This window comes from Candidatus Aminicenantes bacterium, assembly GCA_026393855.1.
In the GTDB taxonomy this organism is placed as follows: Bacteria; Acidobacteriota; Aminicenantia; order Aminicenantales; family UBA4085; genus UBA4085.
Genome location: JAPKZJ010000068.1, coordinates 1 through 15,606, shown reverse-complemented (window position 1 = coordinate 15,606; position 15,606 = coordinate 1). Strand labels below are relative to the sequence as shown.

At 63.2% G+C, this 15,606-nt stretch carries 12 protein-coding genes and 1 pseudogene; 4 read left to right on the top strand and 9 right to left on the bottom strand.

What is annotated here, in order from left to right; genetic code table 11:
* Positions 1-143: 143 nt before the first annotated feature.
* Positions 144-1,175, bottom strand: a complete 1,032-nt coding sequence (locus NTZ26_07235; GenBank protein ID MCX6560292.1) for a hypothetical protein — start codon at positions 1,173-1,175, stop codon at positions 144-146.
* A 360-nt stretch (positions 1,176-1,535) separates the two neighbouring features.
* Here NTZ26_07235 and NTZ26_07230 point away from each other — a divergent pair, with 360 nt between their 5' ends.
* The 4 genes from NTZ26_07230 (at position 1,536) to NTZ26_07215 (ending at position 5,873) form a co-directional block, all read left to right on the top strand.
* Complete coding sequence (locus tag NTZ26_07230) at positions 1,536-2,468, top strand: TonB C-terminal domain-containing protein (protein MCX6560291.1); 933 nt, start codon at positions 1,536-1,538, stop codon at positions 2,466-2,468.
* On the top strand, positions 2,446-3,522 hold the full coding sequence (locus NTZ26_07225; protein ID MCX6560290.1) for a hypothetical protein: 1,077 nt from the start codon (positions 2,446-2,448) through the stop codon (positions 3,520-3,522). The genes NTZ26_07230 and NTZ26_07225 overlap by 23 nt, the downstream gene beginning before the upstream one ends.
* A 214-nt stretch (positions 3,523-3,736) precedes the next feature.
* Positions 3,737-5,146: an ABC transporter permease subunit gene (locus NTZ26_07220; GenBank protein MCX6560289.1), complete on the top strand. Its 1,410-nt coding sequence runs from the start codon at positions 3,737-3,739 to the stop codon at positions 5,144-5,146.
* 10 nt (positions 5,147-5,156) lie between these two features.
* Entirely contained in the window at positions 5,157-5,873 is a 717-nt protein-coding gene (locus NTZ26_07215; protein MCX6560288.1) for an ABC transporter ATP-binding protein, read from the top strand.
* 106 nt (positions 5,874-5,979) lie between these two features.
* On the opposite strand, the gene NTZ26_07210 is transcribed toward NTZ26_07215, so the two are convergent.
* The 8 genes and pseudogenes from NTZ26_07210 to NTZ26_07175 all read right to left on the bottom strand — a co-directional run.
* Positions 5,980-7,413: an ABC transporter permease gene (locus NTZ26_07210; GenBank protein MCX6560287.1), complete on the bottom strand. Its 1,434-nt coding sequence runs from the start codon at positions 7,411-7,413 to the stop codon at positions 5,980-5,982.
* Positions 7,414-7,425: 12 nt separating this feature from the next.
* Positions 7,426-8,673 carry an ABC transporter permease subunit gene (locus tag NTZ26_07205; GenBank protein MCX6560286.1) on the bottom strand — a complete coding sequence of 416 codons (1,248 nt, stop codon included), beginning with the start codon at positions 8,671-8,673 and terminating at the stop codon, positions 7,426-7,428.
* 24 nt (positions 8,674-8,697) lie between these two features.
* Positions 8,698-10,152, bottom strand: coding sequence for an ABC transporter permease (locus NTZ26_07200; protein ID MCX6560285.1), 1,455 nt, complete (start codon positions 10,150-10,152; stop codon positions 8,698-8,700).
* A gap of 15 nt (positions 10,153-10,167) precedes the next feature.
* Positions 10,168-11,634: an ABC transporter permease subunit gene (locus NTZ26_07195; GenBank protein MCX6560284.1), complete on the bottom strand. Its 1,467-nt coding sequence runs from the start codon at positions 11,632-11,634 to the stop codon at positions 10,168-10,170.
* 123 nt (positions 11,635-11,757) lie between these two features.
* Positions 11,758-12,356 (bottom strand): annotated as a pseudogene (locus NTZ26_07190) (ATP-binding cassette domain-containing protein).
* Between the two features lie 33 nt (positions 12,357-12,389).
* Positions 12,390-13,856 carry an ABC transporter permease subunit gene (locus NTZ26_07185; protein ID MCX6560283.1) on the bottom strand — a complete coding sequence of 489 codons (1,467 nt, stop codon included), beginning with the start codon at positions 13,854-13,856 and terminating at the stop codon, positions 12,390-12,392.
* A gap of 4 nt (positions 13,857-13,860) precedes the next feature.
* Positions 13,861-15,312, bottom strand: coding sequence for an ABC transporter permease subunit (locus NTZ26_07180; protein ID MCX6560282.1), 1,452 nt, complete (start codon positions 15,310-15,312; stop codon positions 13,861-13,863).
* Positions 15,313-15,335: 23 nt separating this feature from the next.
* Positions 15,336-15,606: hypothetical protein (locus NTZ26_07175; protein ID MCX6560281.1), on the bottom strand; the 271-nt coding region annotated here is incomplete at its 5' end.

Genomic DNA, 15,606 nt, shown 5'->3' with positions numbered 1-15,606 from the left:
AGGCGCCGAAGAGAGCTGTGGGAAAAGGCGAGAAGAGGCCGAAGCCGCCGGGCCGATATCCCTAGCCGCGTTTCCCGAAGATGGGAGGTGAACAAAAAAAGGGCCGGTCTTCCGACCGGCCCTTGGAATGACGTCCGCGCCGCTTACTTGGTCTTGTTCTTGTAGTTGGCCGGAACCTGCAGCGACTCGGCCTCGACCGCGGCCGCTTCGAGCGACACGACTTCGGTCTTGAACGCCAAGGCCGGGGCGTTCTCTTCGGCCGGATCGGGCTTCTTCTTCAGCAGGCCTTTGCCCAGCTTGCCCAGGGCGCCGCCGACGCTGCTGACGCTTTCCTCTTTCTCCTCGGCCGGCTTGGCCTTGGGGGCGGGGGAGTACTTGCCGTCGATGACGATGGGATAGCCCTTGATCTTGGCCATTTCGCGGGCTACCACACCCGGCTCGAGCTTCATCTTTGAGCCGCCGCTCATGGGATCGAGGCTGGTCATGATCCCGATCCACTCCGTGCCCAGGATGTCGCGCTGGAGCTTGTCGGCATCCAGGCCCATGGCCTTCAGATAGGCCTTGCCGAAGGCCATCTCCTCGGCCTGGGCGCTTTTCAGGGCCGCGGTTTCGGGGGTGGCCCAAACGTCCGTCTCGAGCTTGTCGGTGCCCTTCTCGCCCGTCTTGACGTTCTCCCAGTCCACGATCCAGCGGACTTCGAACTTGCGGCAGTCGAAGCCGTTGACGGCTTTAGTTTCGCCGCTGTCCGTGACCTTGAACTCGCTCTTGACGATGCGGATGTCGGACTCCGTCTGGCCCTTGTCGGCGGGCTTCTGCCCGGCGTCGGCCAGGGCGGCCTGGCGGTCCTGGGCGAACTTCTCGATCGAGGCCACGGTGTATTCCTTGCGCTTGTGGTCGATCGTGGTGATGGTCTTGGCGGCCAGGTCGACGAGCTCGCCGGTCTTGCCCGAGCGGAAGACGGTCTTGCCGGCCAGGCTGCCCAGCAGGCCCTTGCCCTTGAATTCGCTCTCGGTCTCGGACAGCTTGCGGTCCGCGGTCAGGCGGTCCGTGGTCACGGCCGTCCACGAGCCCAGGCTCTTGAAGGCCAGGGTGCTTTTCTGGGTTTTGACGACGCCTCCGAAGGCGGGGGCCAGGACGGCGAGCCCGGCCAGGATGACGATTCCGATGCGTTTCATCTTGATAAACTCCTTTCCGATAGAAATAGTATGATATATTTGGCTTCCCGTCAACTTCTCCTCGCCATACGTTCGCGGATCTGCGATGAGCGACGCGGCAGTGTACCGCAGGTCGGAGGCCGCGTCAAAGTCGGGAGGCGGGATTACCCCCGGCGCAACGAAAACGGTTATTACGCGTTCTATTTCTTGAAGCCGGAATTGCGCGTCCGGATGGCCCGCCTATCCCGTATCGCTTTTTCCTCGTCCGAGGCGAGGGCCGAGCGGGACGGGACTACGAGCGGTCCCGGGGACCGTTCGATTGTGCTACAATATCGGCTTCATTGCCACGGAGATCGACCCATTTTCGAGCCGAGCCAGCCATTGGACCAGGCCGGACGCGTCCGGCGCGCGGCGCTCTTTTTTCTCTCGGTCCTCGCCCATGCCGTGCTGATCTTCGCAGCCTTCAATGTCCGCGGCTACTACAAAATCTTCACTTATGCCGATAAAGCCCGGGACGCTTTCCTGGCCCCGCGGGAGATCTTTCGCTACCCCTTGGCCCTAAGATCCTCGCCGCGTCCGACGGCCGGCCGACCGGGATCGGAAGCGATCGCGGCCACGATCGGCCCGGGTGTTCAGCCGGATCGGACCGCCGCTCCGCCCGCCGCGGGCGCCCGCCAGACCGGAAGCAAAACGGCGGCCGCCAATCCCGCCGTCGGCTCCGGAGAGCCTTCAGGCGCCGGGCCCGGCGGTGAGGCCCGTTCAGGCGCGGGCGGCGGCCGCGACGGATTCAAGCTCGCCTACCCCTCCGCCGACGCCAAGATCAGCCTGTCCAAGTCGGCCGCCTCGATCGAGGACAGTCTTGTGCCGCCCGGCCTGTATCGGGACTATTCGAAAGTCGATCTGAACAAGACCAGCGGACGCGGTGAAGGCCCCGGAGGGGGCGGCGGGGGAGGCCCCGTTGTCGGACAGGCGGTCCCCCGGGCCAAGCGGCAGACCGGCCGCGACGCCGTCGTCGTCAAGCTCCCCGGAATCGATTTCAAGCCGTGGGCCGAGATCGTCCTGAACAAGATCCAGAAGAACTGGGCCCTGCCTCTCTCCGCCGGATCCGGCTGGCTCGGTGAGACCGGCGTCCGCGTCCTGGTGGCCAAGAACGGCCAGGTCTTGAGCGCCGAGCTGGACGCGCCGACCAAGGTCGAGATCCTCGACCAGGCCGCGCTGCGGGCCATTCTGGCATCCGGGCCGTTTCCCGCCCTGCCCGCGTCTTATCCCCAATCCAGCCTCGAGGTCTATTTTGTCTTCCGTTACGGCGGTTAAGCGGGTCCTGCTGGCCGTGGCCGCCTTGGCGGCCCTCCACCCGGCGCTCTCCGCCCAGTGGAAGGAGGATGCGGCCAAGCTGATCGGCAAGGAGAAGAACTATCGGACGGCGGCCCAGATGCTGGCTGCGGGGATCGACGGCTTTCCCGGACCCGAAAAGGCCGATGCCGCCGCCTTGCTGGCCTACTGCGCCTCCCGGACGGGCGACCTCAACGCCGAGACGCGCTGGATCGTCGAGTACTTCGACACTTACCGGGCGGCCGACTCCGGGTTCGTCTTTCTCGATCTGATCGCCCAGTCCGAAGTCATTGGGTTCATCAACAGCTGGCGCGTCAAGTATCCCTGGATCATGGGCATTTCGCTGATCAAAGGCGTGGGAGACGACGTCATCATGCCTGAGGGCATCCTGCCCCTGGTCATCGAGATGGCCAACCCCGGCTATTATAAATTTTCCGAGAACGGCAGCGTCATCAAAGCCGGCCTCTTCAACCCCGGATTCAACATCATCGCCCTGGACGCCAACGCCCTGTTCCTGGCGTCGGGCCGCCATACCTATGGGCTCGAGATCAAGTCGGAAGGCTTGATCCTGACCCGGGCGATCGACCTCGACATCGAGGTCTCTTCCTCGCGGGCCCAGCCGGTTGCGGCCCCTCCGGGGCAATCGGCCCGGCCCTTGGAATATACCCTCATCGTCTACATCGGGGGTGAGCCCGTCCTGGAAAGCCGCAAGACGATCCGGACCGTCCCCCTGCAGTTGGGGATCAGGCCGAACCAGAATCCCTTCGGTTTCAAGCCCGATTACATGCTCAATCGGGACAAGCCGAACCCGGCCAACTCTTTCAATATCCTGAACGCGGTCAGTTTCCTGTACTCCCTGCTCAAGGACTTGGTCAAAAAGCGGGGCCGCAAGGACCTTCCGCCGCCCAAAGTCGAGACCGTGCAGGACTTGGTCCTGACGTTTCGGTCCAAGGATTTCGACGGCGTCGACTACGAATCGAAGATCACCCTCAAGCTGGCCTCCCGCGTCCGCCCCCTTGCCGTCCGCGCCCCCTGAACGGCCGGCCGATGTCATCCCGAGCGCCCGCGAAGCGAAGGCCTGGGGACCTCTTTCGCGAGCAGATCCCCACATCGCTGTTTCGTCATCCTCGCGATGACAAACCATTAGGCCGGAATTCCGTAGGATAGAAAGATAAAGCCTCGGGGGACGCGGCTTGCGCCGGCGGTCCCGCCGGGGTCATAATGGTTCCATTCTCGACGGGAGGGCCGCCATGCTTAGAGACATCATCAAGAAAGAGATCATGGAGACGATCACCAGCCCCAAGTTCGTCTTCACCTTTCTCCTTTGCACCGTCCTGATCCTGCTGTCCGTCTACACCGGGATCAGCAACTTCCAGGCCGAGAAGAAGGAATACGACGCGGCCGTCGGCTTGAACAAAAAGAACCTGGAGAGCCAGCCCAGCTACCAGGCCCTGGCCGGGCTGGGGACGAAGATCAACCGGCCGCCTCAGGTTTTGAGCACCATCGCCAGCGGCGTCAGCGAGGCGGTCGGGCGGGTGGCCACGGTCAACGTGGCCTATGATCCCAATATGGTGGACAGCAAGTACGAGAGCAACCCGGTCTTCTCGATCTTTGGGGCCCTCGACCTGTCTTTCATCGTCAAGATCGTCCTGAGCCTTTTCGCCATCCTCTTCACTTACGATGCCATTGTCGGCGAGAAGGAGCGGGGCACGCTTAAGCTGACGCTGTCCAACCGGGTCCCTCGCGACCGCTTGATCATGGGCAAGTTCATCGGCGGCTACATCAGCCTGCTCATTCCGCTGATCATCCCGCTTATCTTGAGCCTCCTCATCATGCTGGTTTATCCCAATATCTCCATGGCCGGGGAGGACTGGATCCGGCTGCTGCTGATGTTCCTGATATTCTTTCTATACCTCTCGGTCTTCTTCACCCTGGGGCTGTTCGTCTCGGCCCGGACCAGTAAAAGCGCCACCAGCTTTCTCATCCTGCTCTTTATCTGGGTCATCTTCGTCACCATCATCCCCAAGGTCTCGGTCCTGGCCGCCTCTCAGATCAGGCCCATCCCCTCGGTCCACGAGATCACGGCCAAGAAGGACGCTTACCTGCAGCAAATCCAGGGGGGGAGCCAGAAGGTCGTCATGGATTGGATGAAGCAGAACCAAACCAAGCCCGGCGAGGACCCCAAGGTCTTCCAGGAGAAGTTCAAGAAATACATCGAGGACCTCCAGAATGAGCTGACCGGCAAGATCGATGCCAACAACGCCGCTCTGGAGCGCGACTACCAGATGCGCAAACGGGCCCAGGAGAGGCTGGCCGTGAATCTGTCCCGCATCTCGCCGGCCTCGGCCCTGATGTTTTCCTCGATGAGCCTGGCCCGCACGGGGCTCGAGGAGCACGATCGGTTCGTGGCCTCGGTTCGGGCCTACAAGCCGATTTTTACCAAGTGGATCAACCCCAAGATGATGCAGGCCATCAATTTCCAGACGGGCGAGATGACCGGCAAGGTCTTGCTCTCGGACATGCCCCAGCACAGGTTCGAGCCGGAGACGCTGGGCAAATCGCTGGCCCGGACCCTGCCGGACTTCCTGGTCATGATCGGGCTCATCCTGATCTTCTTTGTCGGGGCCTACGTCTCGTTCCTCAAATACGACGTGCGCTGAGAGGCATCCCATGCTGGAAACCATCAACCTGACCAAGCGCTACGAGGACGGCCAGCTGGCCGTGGATCATCTGACCCTGAAGGTCGAGCCGGGCGAGATCTTCTGCATGTTCGGGGCCAACGGAGCCGGCAAAACGACGACCATCAACATCCTGCTGGGGTTCCTGCCGGCGACCGAGGGCCAGGCTCTGGTCGAGGGCATCGATGTGGCCAAGGAACCGCTCCGGTCCAAGGATTATCTGTCCTTCGTTTCGGAAAACGTCATGCTCTATGGCAACTTCACCGCCTATCAGAACCTGGATTACTTCTGCAAGCTGGCCGGGAAGCGCAACCTGACCAAGGCCGACTTCGCCCGCGTCCTCACGAGCGTGGGTTTGCAGGAGGAAGCCTTCAACGCCCGGACCCGGAACTACTCCAAGGGCATGCGGCAGAAGCTGGGGCTGGCCATCGCCCTGCTCAAGGATTCGCCCAACATCCTGCTGGACGAGCCGACCTCGGGCCTCGATCCCAAGTCGGGGCAGGAGTTCCTGAACCTCCTGGTTCAGATGCGGAACCAGGGCAAGTCGATCTTCATGTCCACCCACGACATTTTCCGGGCCAAGCTGATCGCCGACCGGGTCGGATTCATGAGGCGGGGCAAGCTGGTCATGCTCAAGACCAAAGCGGAGCTCGAAGGCGAGGATCTGACCGCGCTCTACATCCAGTATATGGACGAGCAGGACGGCTGAGCGTCATTTCGAGATCTATGAGGCGGCTGCGATCAAGAAGCTCCCGATCGCCGCGTTGATCAAAGAGGCCGTAGCCCTAGACGCGGCCGATAATAAGTGATCCGCGTCAGCGTGCGTCGTAACGGATGAACGAGACGAACGCGCCGATAAAAAGCCCCACGGTCATGATCATCAGCACGGCCAGTGGAGCCAAAATGCCCTTGAGCCGGGCCGCCAGCGATTCTTCCGTGTAACGGAAGCGCGGCATGTCGCGGACATCGGCGGCGATATTCCATGCATCCGCGGTCGGATTCGCTTTTTTCAGCTCTTCCAGGCGTCGATCCTGATAGTCCCCGTAGATCCGCCACCAGCCCTGCCGGAGCGTATCGAATCGGCGCTGGTTCCTCATGCCGGTATTGGAGAGATCGGTGGCCAGATAAGTAAAATCGGCCAGGGGGGAAGCCATGGACAGCTCCACCGCGAGCTTGGTTTGGGCCTTTTCCCGGCGATCGAGCTCTTTTTGAAGGACCTCCGCCTTGGCGGACTGCCTGGCGTTGGCCTCGTCCCAGCCTTCTTGGCTCGCCTTCCGGTAAAGGCTATAGGCCGCGGCGAACTCGGGATCCTTGCGGATCGCGTCCGCGACGTCTTTTTCCGACATCCGTTCCACTCCGGAGAGGAGGGGGCGCCCCTTGAGCACGACGTCGGTCTTGGCCTTGGCCAACTGGCGGCCGAGCACGTCTCGTTCATCCTGCGTCAGCCGGAAGACCTCCCGTTCGATCTTGAGGCGGGATGGGGCGGGCCGGAAAAACGAAGCGGCATAGGGGCTCAAGTTGGGGATGACGAGGACCATGAGGACCCAGACGAAAAGCGAGGTCATGATCGAGGCCGCGCTCGAGCGGTGCCGGGCGGAGATCAGGGTGCCGAGCGTAACGAACAAGCCGATGTAGAGGAGGACCCCGACGAGGAGCACGGCCAAGGCGCCGAAATCCGCCCCCTTCCAGCCGACCCGCGGGTTGAGGAGGACGATGAACAGGCCGGCGATCGTCGATATCAGGAAGGGGATTAAAAGGGTGGCCGTGCTGCCGACGATTTTGCCGAGCAGAATCTTGGCCCGCGGTACGCCGTTGGCCAGCATCAGCTTCAACGTCCCGTCCTCCCTCTCCCCGGAGACGGAATCGTAGCTGAAGACGAGAGCGGCCAGGCTGAAAAGAATAGCCACGATGAACGTCAGATCGAGAAAGGGGAAGACGATCGGGAGGGGATCATTGCGGAAGGAGCTCATATCGACGTCGGCCGACAGCCCCCGGACCATGGTCATGAACGGGACGGGCGGCTGGGTGGGCGTGATGATGTTCCCGAGCCTGTTGAAGTGGGCGTAGCGCTGAAGGTAATGCTCGATCTCGACCTGGCGGCGGGAATAATCGTCCAGCTGCCGGACGTAGTCGTTGGTTAGAACGAGGACCGTCGCCGGGATGACGATGAGGAGAAGAAGCGCCGTGACCAAAAAACGGAACGACAGGATGTGGTTGTGGATTTCCTTGCGGACGATGGTCGCGAACATGGCTTTTCCTTCTTATCGGACGTCGTAGCGACGCAACGCAACGGCGGCGGCGCCAAACGCGATGACGGCAGCTGCCACAAGCCAGGCGATGTCGATCAGTCCGCCCTCGGCCAGGGCCTGTCCCACCGAGCGGGGGCGGTAGGAGAAGGCCGGGAACGGCCGTTTTTTCCGGATGATGTCGTCGATGATCTGGTTTTTGTAGCGGACAACGTCTTCCTTGACCCGGGTATCTTCGTCGATCCCCGTGCCGGCGATGTCCGTCGCGGCGTAGACGAAGCCGGCGGCCGGCGAGAGGCGGTTGATCGTCTGGCTCAACCGCACCAGGCGCGCGGCTTGGCGGCCGTAATCCTCCTCCAGGCGGTCGAACTCCCGATTCATGCTGAGGATCCGTTCATCCCAGGTCTCCTGATTCCACCCGCCCGTCTGGGTATAAGTCTTCAGGATTTCGCTCGTCCAGATCTGCTGGCGCTTCTCGCTCAAGGCCTTGGTCGATGGCATCTGGACGATCTGGCGCGCTACGAGCGTCCCCAGGTTGGGCAGGACGAAGACCAGTCCTGCCCAGAGGAGGAGGAGGACGACCAGGGATGAGGCCGAGCGTTGGGTCAGAGCGGAGACGAGGAACCCCAGGCTCAGGAACAGGGCGATGTAGATAAGGCTCAAGCCGAGGAGGCCGGCCAGGCGGCCGAGATGCCCGGCCGAAAACCGGATCGCGGGGTCCAGGCCGATCAGGGCGACGCCAAGGCCGGTGACGAGGGTGAAGGGGGCGGCCAGGCTGAGGAAATTCCCCAGCCATTTCCCGGCCAGAAGGGAGGAGCGGGAGACGGCGTTGGACAGCGCCAGCTTGAGAGTCCCGTCCTCCTTCTCTCGGCTGATCTGGTCGAACCCGAAGAGCAGGGCGACGAGCGACATCACCAGCTTGACGATGTAGACGAAGTCCGGGGCCGGGAAGAACCCGTAGACGACGTTGCCGGATTTCTGGCCGGATCGGACGTTGAAGCCGGTGGCTCCGATGTCGATCGAGCGAGAGATGGACTCGTCCAGCCCCTTGGCCAGGATCGAGAGCGGATTCGGGGGCCTGACGGCGGTCGGATCGCCGGCCGCCGGCCGGTTAAGCTGATAATCGGCCAGGCGGGCCTTGTAGTCGCGGCCCATGACGAATAGCGAGGTGAAGATCAGGACCGAGGCCAGCAGGATGACGATGAAGAACTTATAGCTCAGCAGGTTGGCGGTGATCTCTTTTCTTACGATGGTGCCGAGCATGATCCGTCTCCTTTTTGCCCTCTCTTACCTCAGGTCATACTTCAGAAACGAGACGTAGGCCCCGGCCAAGAACAAGATGCCGTAAAACACAAGCAGGGCCATGTCCGGCCAGACGCCCGGCAGCGCGTCGCGCAGCGTGCCCTCGCGATAGACGAGCTTGGGCGCGGGCGTCTCGCGGTCGAAGTCGCTCATGTCCAAGTTGCCGAAACGGAGCATCTTCATCTTGCGGCTGATCTCGTTCTCGAGAAGGATCGCGAACGCCCTCTTGTTCTCCTTCAGCCGGCCGACCTCGGCCAGCCCGGTGCCCGCGATCTCCGTGACGCCGTGGAGGAAGCAGCTGACCGGCGACAGCCGCGATAAATTCCGCGCCAGCCGGGTTTGGCCGTCGCGCTGCGTCCCGTAGAAGGCGTCGAGCTTGGCCATCTCCGCGTCGATTCGCTCGCGGGATGAGCTCTGGATCTCGTCCTGCTTCTTCTGGTACTCGTCGATGAGCGGGTTCTTGCCGCGCTGGGCTTTGAAGAACGCGTCTATAGTCATGTCCTTGATGCCGGGCATCGTCTTGCGCAGCTTGTCGATCTCGCCGTCGCCCTCCTTCTCCAGCTGGGCGCGGGCCTGGCCCTTTTCGAGGTCCACGACCTGCTGCGACTTGACCGGCCGGGCGACCTTGGAGGCGATGATCGCGGCCTTGGGCACCAGCATGAACAAGGCGACCCAAGCCATAACCAGGGTCACAATGGCCGAGAGCGAGCTGCGGGAGCGCGTCGAGACGAGCAGCCCCAGATTGACCATGACGAAGATGTATACCAGCGACAGCCCCGCCGCGATCAGGAACGGAACGAGGGTGGCGGTCTTGGCCCAGACCTCGAAGCCCTGAAGGGCGAGGGTCAGTGCGCCGAGAAGCAGCCCGACGAGGAAGGCGGCTGCGATCAGGACGAACGCCGCGCCCATCTTGGCCGTGATGAGCGTGGATCGCGGGACGGAATTCGAAAAAACCTGGGCCAGCGTCCGGCGCTCCTTTTCGCCGCTCACGCCGTTGAAGGTGAAGAGCACGGCCAGGATCGACAGGACGACCGCCGCGATCGTGGCCAGATCGAGCGGGCCATAGAGAAAACGGAAGGGATCGCCGAGGCCGCCCGTGTTGGCATAGCCGAGCGTGGGCCCGTTCCCGCCGACGGAGCCGACAGTGTCGATCGACGTCGGCAGCAGCGCTTCGACCCCGGCCGAGAGCGGGGTCAGAGGCGACGGGGGCCGGAACATCGAGGCGCTCTGCATGAAGTCGGACAGCATCTTGTGGCCCTCCTCGAAGGTCCGGACCGCATCCCGGTAGGCCGCATCCTTAGCCGCGTAGTCCGTGTACTGGACGGCGAACCCGAGCGGGATCAAGATGACGCACAGACCCAACGCCAGAAGGAAGCGCTGGTTGCGGATGTTTTCGAGGAGCTCTTTCCGGAAGATGGTGCCGAAGGGAGTATGTCTCATAGTGTCACCTCGGCCCTACCTGGGATCGTATCGTAGGAAGGCGACGAACGCCCCCGCGAAGAAGAGCGCGTTGAAGAGGAGAAGCAGGACGAAGTCCGGCAGCACGTCGCGTGCCACGTCGCCGAACGGGATGCGGACATCGGGCATCCGCGGCGCCGGGTCGGTGTCCTTGCCGGTGAAGCGGATTACGCCGCCGCCCTCCATCGAAGTGAACTGGTTCTTGCTGTAGACCTTGTCGTTCAGCGCGCCCAGGAACCGGTCCACCGCCTCGGAGAAGCGCTTGTATTCGAGCCACCCCGTGCCGGCGATCTCGGCCATGGGCCGGACGAAGCAGCTGACCGGGGAGATCCGGGAGACCAGCATCGACGTCTTGATCTGGGCATCGCGCTTCCGTTCGTACGCCTGGCGGGCCTTGCCGATCTCGGCCGCGAGGTCGCTCTGGTACTTGGCCCGGATGGCGTCCTGCTTGGCCCGGAAATCCGCGGTCAATTTCTGCCATTCCAGGCCGATAGTGTCGCGGTCCCGGGGGATGGGATTAGCCTTGATGAGCGCATCGACCTCGGCCTCGCAGGCCTTCTCGTTGGCCAGGCGGATGCGGAACTTTTCCTGGCCGAAGGCCTGTTCCGACGGCGCCGGGGCGAGGAGGCGCGTGGCGATGACGCTGAGCCGCGGCACGACGGCGAAGAGCGCCGTCCAGACGAGGAGGAGGACGACAATCGACGTGACCGCCTGGCGGGTCAGGCTCGAGACGAGCAGTCCCAGGTTGAAGAAGACGTCGATGGTCAGCAGCGAGAACGCCACGGCGGTCAGGACGGCCGGCCAGGGCGAGGCCGCGCCGGCCGCCGCGGCCGGGGGCGGGGCGAGCGCCAGGCTCAGCGCCACGCCGGCCAGGAACGGCACGGCCAGCATCAGGAACTGGGCCGCGGCCTTGGCCGTGACGATTCGCGAGCGCAGGACCGAGTTCGACAGCATCAGGCCCAGCGTGCCGCTCTCCTTCTCGCCCGAGACGGCGTTGTAGGAGAAGGCCAAGGCCAGGAAGGTCATAACGACGGTGACGAGGAAAGAAAAGTCGAGCGGCCCGTGGAAGAAGCCGTAGAGGTTGTCGAGGCCCTGGGTGTTGGTCAGGCGCATCTCCGCGGCGGACGAATTGAACTTGGCCACGGTTTCGGCCGCGTCGGGCAGAACGATCTCGAGCCCGGTCGAAAGGAAGCTGAGGCCGGACGGCGCGCGCAACGCCTTCGCCCCGCCCGGCTTGAAGAGGATGTCGCCGACCGTCTTTTTCGCGCTCTCGTAGAGGCGCTGCGCCTCCTGGAAATTCTGGAGGCGGGACTGGTAGTCGCGCCGGCTCATATAGCTGCCCACGGGAAAGACGATCAGGCACAGGATGAGCACGGCGAGGAACCGCCGCGTGATGAAGCCTTCGAGAAGCTCCTTGCGGAAGATCGCCCGGAACGTGTGATCGCGATCGCGTTTGCCGCTCATAATTTTACTCGGCGGTAGCGGCGGATGTTCTCCAGCAGCTCCTTGCGGAGAATGGTTTTCAGCATGGCGGACTCCGGAACGGGGCGCGGCGTCGGCGGCGGGGCGGGAGCGAGGGCGCCCGCCTCAGGCGGTCAGCGGCTCGGACTTCATGTAGTCGATGTAGATCTTGACCAGATCCTCGACCTGGAGCTCCTCGCGGGTCCGCTCCATGACCAGGCGGCCCTCCTTCATGATCCCGACCCGGTCGCCGATCTCCTTGGCCCGGAAGATATCGTGGGTCGACATCAGGATGGCCTTGCCCTCGGCCTTCAGCTCGTGCAGGATCTCCTGGAACTCCTCGGCCGCCTTGGGGTCGAGGCCCGAGGTCGGCTCGTCCAGCAGAATGGCCGCGGCGTCCTTGAGTCGGGCTTGCCGCCCAGCTTGGCGAAGAAATCCAGGTTCTGGCGGGCCGTGAAGTTGCCATAGAGCATGACGTTCTCGGAGACGAAAGCGACGTGCTTTTTGGCCTCCAGGGGGTCCTTGTTGACGTCAATGCCGTTGATGGTGCAGACCCCGGTCGTCGGCGGGATGAACCCCAGGAACAGGTTGATCGTGGTCGTCTTGCCGGCGCCGTTGGCGCCCAGCAGACAGTAGACCTCGCCCGCCCGGACGGTCAGGTTCAGGTGGTCGAGGGCCAGGACGCCGTCCTCGTAGCGCTTGGACAGGTCGTCGGCCTTAAGAATGGGGATTGGCGTCGTCATGGAAAGCCTCCTTTATTATCGAACGTCATATCGGGAGAACGAAACATACGCCGCGGCGAAAAAGACGAGGTTGAAAAGGCAGAGCAACAGAATATCCGGCCATTCTCGCTGCAGGGCCTTGTCCAAGGACGCGGGCTGGTAAATCATCTGCGGGACAGGCTCCTTCGAGGCGTCGAATCCGGGCGCATCGTAGTCTTCCCGCCAAGCCCCCGGCCCGGCCGCGGATCCGTACCATTCATGGCGCTGTTGGCTGTAGAGCCGAGCGGCGACCTGGCCTTGGAAGCGTCGACTATTCTCCCAGAAGTTCTCCATCTCCAGAGACCCGGTCCCGGAAACCTCGCTGACGATATAAGCGAAGCTCGTCACGGGTGAAAGGCGGGAGATGTTGCGGGTCAGAGTCGACTGGGCTTTCTGCCGGTTCATGTATTCGCGGTCGAGCTTGTCGAGTTGGCTCCTCAGACGCTCTTGAGACGCGCGCTCAAGCCCTTCCCGGGCGGCCCCGAACGCGGCTTTGGCCTTGGCCGCCCGGGGCGATGATTCGGTCTTGAGCCGGTCCAGGCTCAGGCCAAGCTCGTTCACGACAATGCGATCGAACAGCGTCCGCCTGGCGCTGTCCAGATCTCGCTCGGCGGCCTGGCGGACCATCGTCTTCTCGGCCAGATGGACTTGTTGCGATTTCACCGGCGCCAGCATCGTGGCGATCATCGGGCTGATGCGGGGCCAGGAGAGGACAAGCACCGTCCAGACGAAAAAGGCGATAATCATCGAAGTGATCGACCGATGGGTCAGCGTCGAGATGAGCAGCCCGAGGTTGCACATGGCCAGGATGAACAGCAGCGAGACGGCGATCACGACGGCCAGCGACGGCAGAAACGGCCCGGAAAAGACGGCTCCCGCTCCCGACAGGCTCAAGATCAAGACTCCGATCAGAACGGATGCGAGGAAGGGCATGATCAGCACGAAGCCGTTGCCGATTAATTTCGCCGCGATGATCTGCCAGCGGGGCACGGCATTGGTCATGATCAAGCGGAGCGCGGAGCTCTCTTTCTCGCCGGAGATGGCGTTGAAGGTGAAGATCAAGCCGAGGAGCGAAAGGACGAAGCCGATGTTGAACAGCAGATCGACTTTGCCGAAGAGGAGCGAATCCGGGTTTCCGGTCTCCATCTCCTTGGCCACTCGGAAGTCGCCGTCCGGGGAAGTCGTGACTTTGTTCGGTAGAAACGCTTCCAGGCCCAGCGACAGCACGCCCAATGCCGACGGCGGCCGAAAGCCTTCGGCTTGCATGGCGGTGGACACCTCTCCTCTGGTGCGCTCCGTATAAAGCCGGACCGACTCCTGATAGGTAATGCGCCGTTGCTCATATTCTTTGCTGCTGACGAAGACGCCCAGGGGGATCAAGACCAGGCAGAGAAGGGCCCCGAATAGGAAGCGAAAGCTCAACAGGGCTTCGTGGATTTCCTTCCGGATCAGCGTTCCGAGCATCGGATCACCTTACGTCGTACTTCAGGAAGCGGACATAGGCCAGGGCGAAAGGCGCGATCAGCCAGAAGGCCAGCGAGATCAGGCTGCCGGCGTTGGCGGCCAAGGCCTCGCCGAGCCGGGCCTTCTGGACGTTGAAGGCCGGCAGCGTCTTCATTTCGACCATCTTGGTGATGCTGGACGAGCTGCTCGATCCGCCCGTGGGAAACAGCAGGGTATGCTTCTGGACGTACTGATAGAGGGCGGCGTCCATGGAGCGCTGGTGGTCCAGGACGGACTGGTCGTAGCGCGCCCGGTCGAGCTCGCCGGTCCCGCAGAGGTCGGTGACGAGCCGCGAGAAAGCGGCGCTGGGCGAGAGGAGCGAGAAGCCGGCGGCCAGCCGGCGCTGGCGGCTCTTCTCCCGCTGAAAGGCGACCTCGATGTCGCGCAGCTGGGAGGCCTTGAGGTCGCGGACGCGGGCGTCCCAATCGGCCTGGAAGGCGTCATACTCCTTCTGCTTGTCCTCGGGGTGGGGCGGAGCCGGCTGGTTGTTCGCCGGCGGCGGCCCGAACAGGGCCACGTACTCGGTCCCTAAGGCGATCGCCCTCTCCCGGTCGATCGTCTTCACGGCCAGCGACTTCTGCATCGAGACGACCGTCTCGGTCCGGGCCGGATGGACGACGGCCGCGAACATGTCGCTGAGGCGGGGCGAGACGAGCTGGAAGACGATCCAGACGAGCAGAACGGCCACCAGCGAAGTGCGGGAGCGGGCCGAGCTTGCCGAGACCATCAGGCCCAAGGCGTAATAGACCAGCAGGAAGACGGTCGTCGCCAGGAAGACCGCCAGCAGGCGGGCCGGGTAGTCGCCGGAGGTCAGGGGAAATGACAGCAAGCCGAGCACGATCAGGCCCAGGACGAAGACCACGGTGAAGGGGAGCCAGACGGTCAGGAACCCGCCCGTCAGCTTGCCCATCAGGACCGTGTGGCGCGGCACGCTGTTGGCTAGGGTCGCCCGCAAGGTTCCCATCTCCTTTTCTCCGGCGATGAGGTCCGAGGCGAAGAGGAGCACGATCAGGCTGACCACCATCTGGATGATGAAGAGGTAGTCCAGCCGGCCAAAGACCGAGAGGATGGATTCCTCGCCGCTCGAGGAAGGTCCCGGCTTGGGCCCCTCGGGGTCGAAGTCGTAGTATCTCGGCAGGGAGGTCTCGAATCCGGCGGCCAGGATGGACAGCGGGACGGGCGGAAGGAAGCCGCGGACCTTGATCCGCCCCATGAACAAGTCCGACATCCGGGAGGCACCCAGCTCCTCCTGCGCCAGCCGGACCTGTTCGCTGTAGTCGCGAACCTGCTTGTCATAGTCCAGGCTGTGGACATAGATCGAGACGAGGATCAGGACCGCGGTGATCAGAAAGAACATCGGGAACCGGTAGCTGAGGATGTTCTCCAGCAGCTCCTTGCGGACGATGGTCTTGAACACGGCGTTCTCCTTTGGGCCGGGCTTCACCGCCGGGTCAGCTTGATGCCGAAGACCACGACTCCGACCAGCAGCCCGACCAGGAGCAGGACCAGCAGGCCGATGCCCAGGACGTTGGTCTTGGAGGCCACGTGGACCCGGACGATCTTGTCCTCGGACTCGACCTTGCGGTTGTCGGCGCTGCACTCGGTCTTGAGCTTGGGCTCGTAGTCGCCCACGGCCACGTCGGCCGGCGGCTCGAAGCGGATCCGGACGACCTCTTCTTTGCCTTGTTCGAGCGAAGCGATCAGGTCGGGG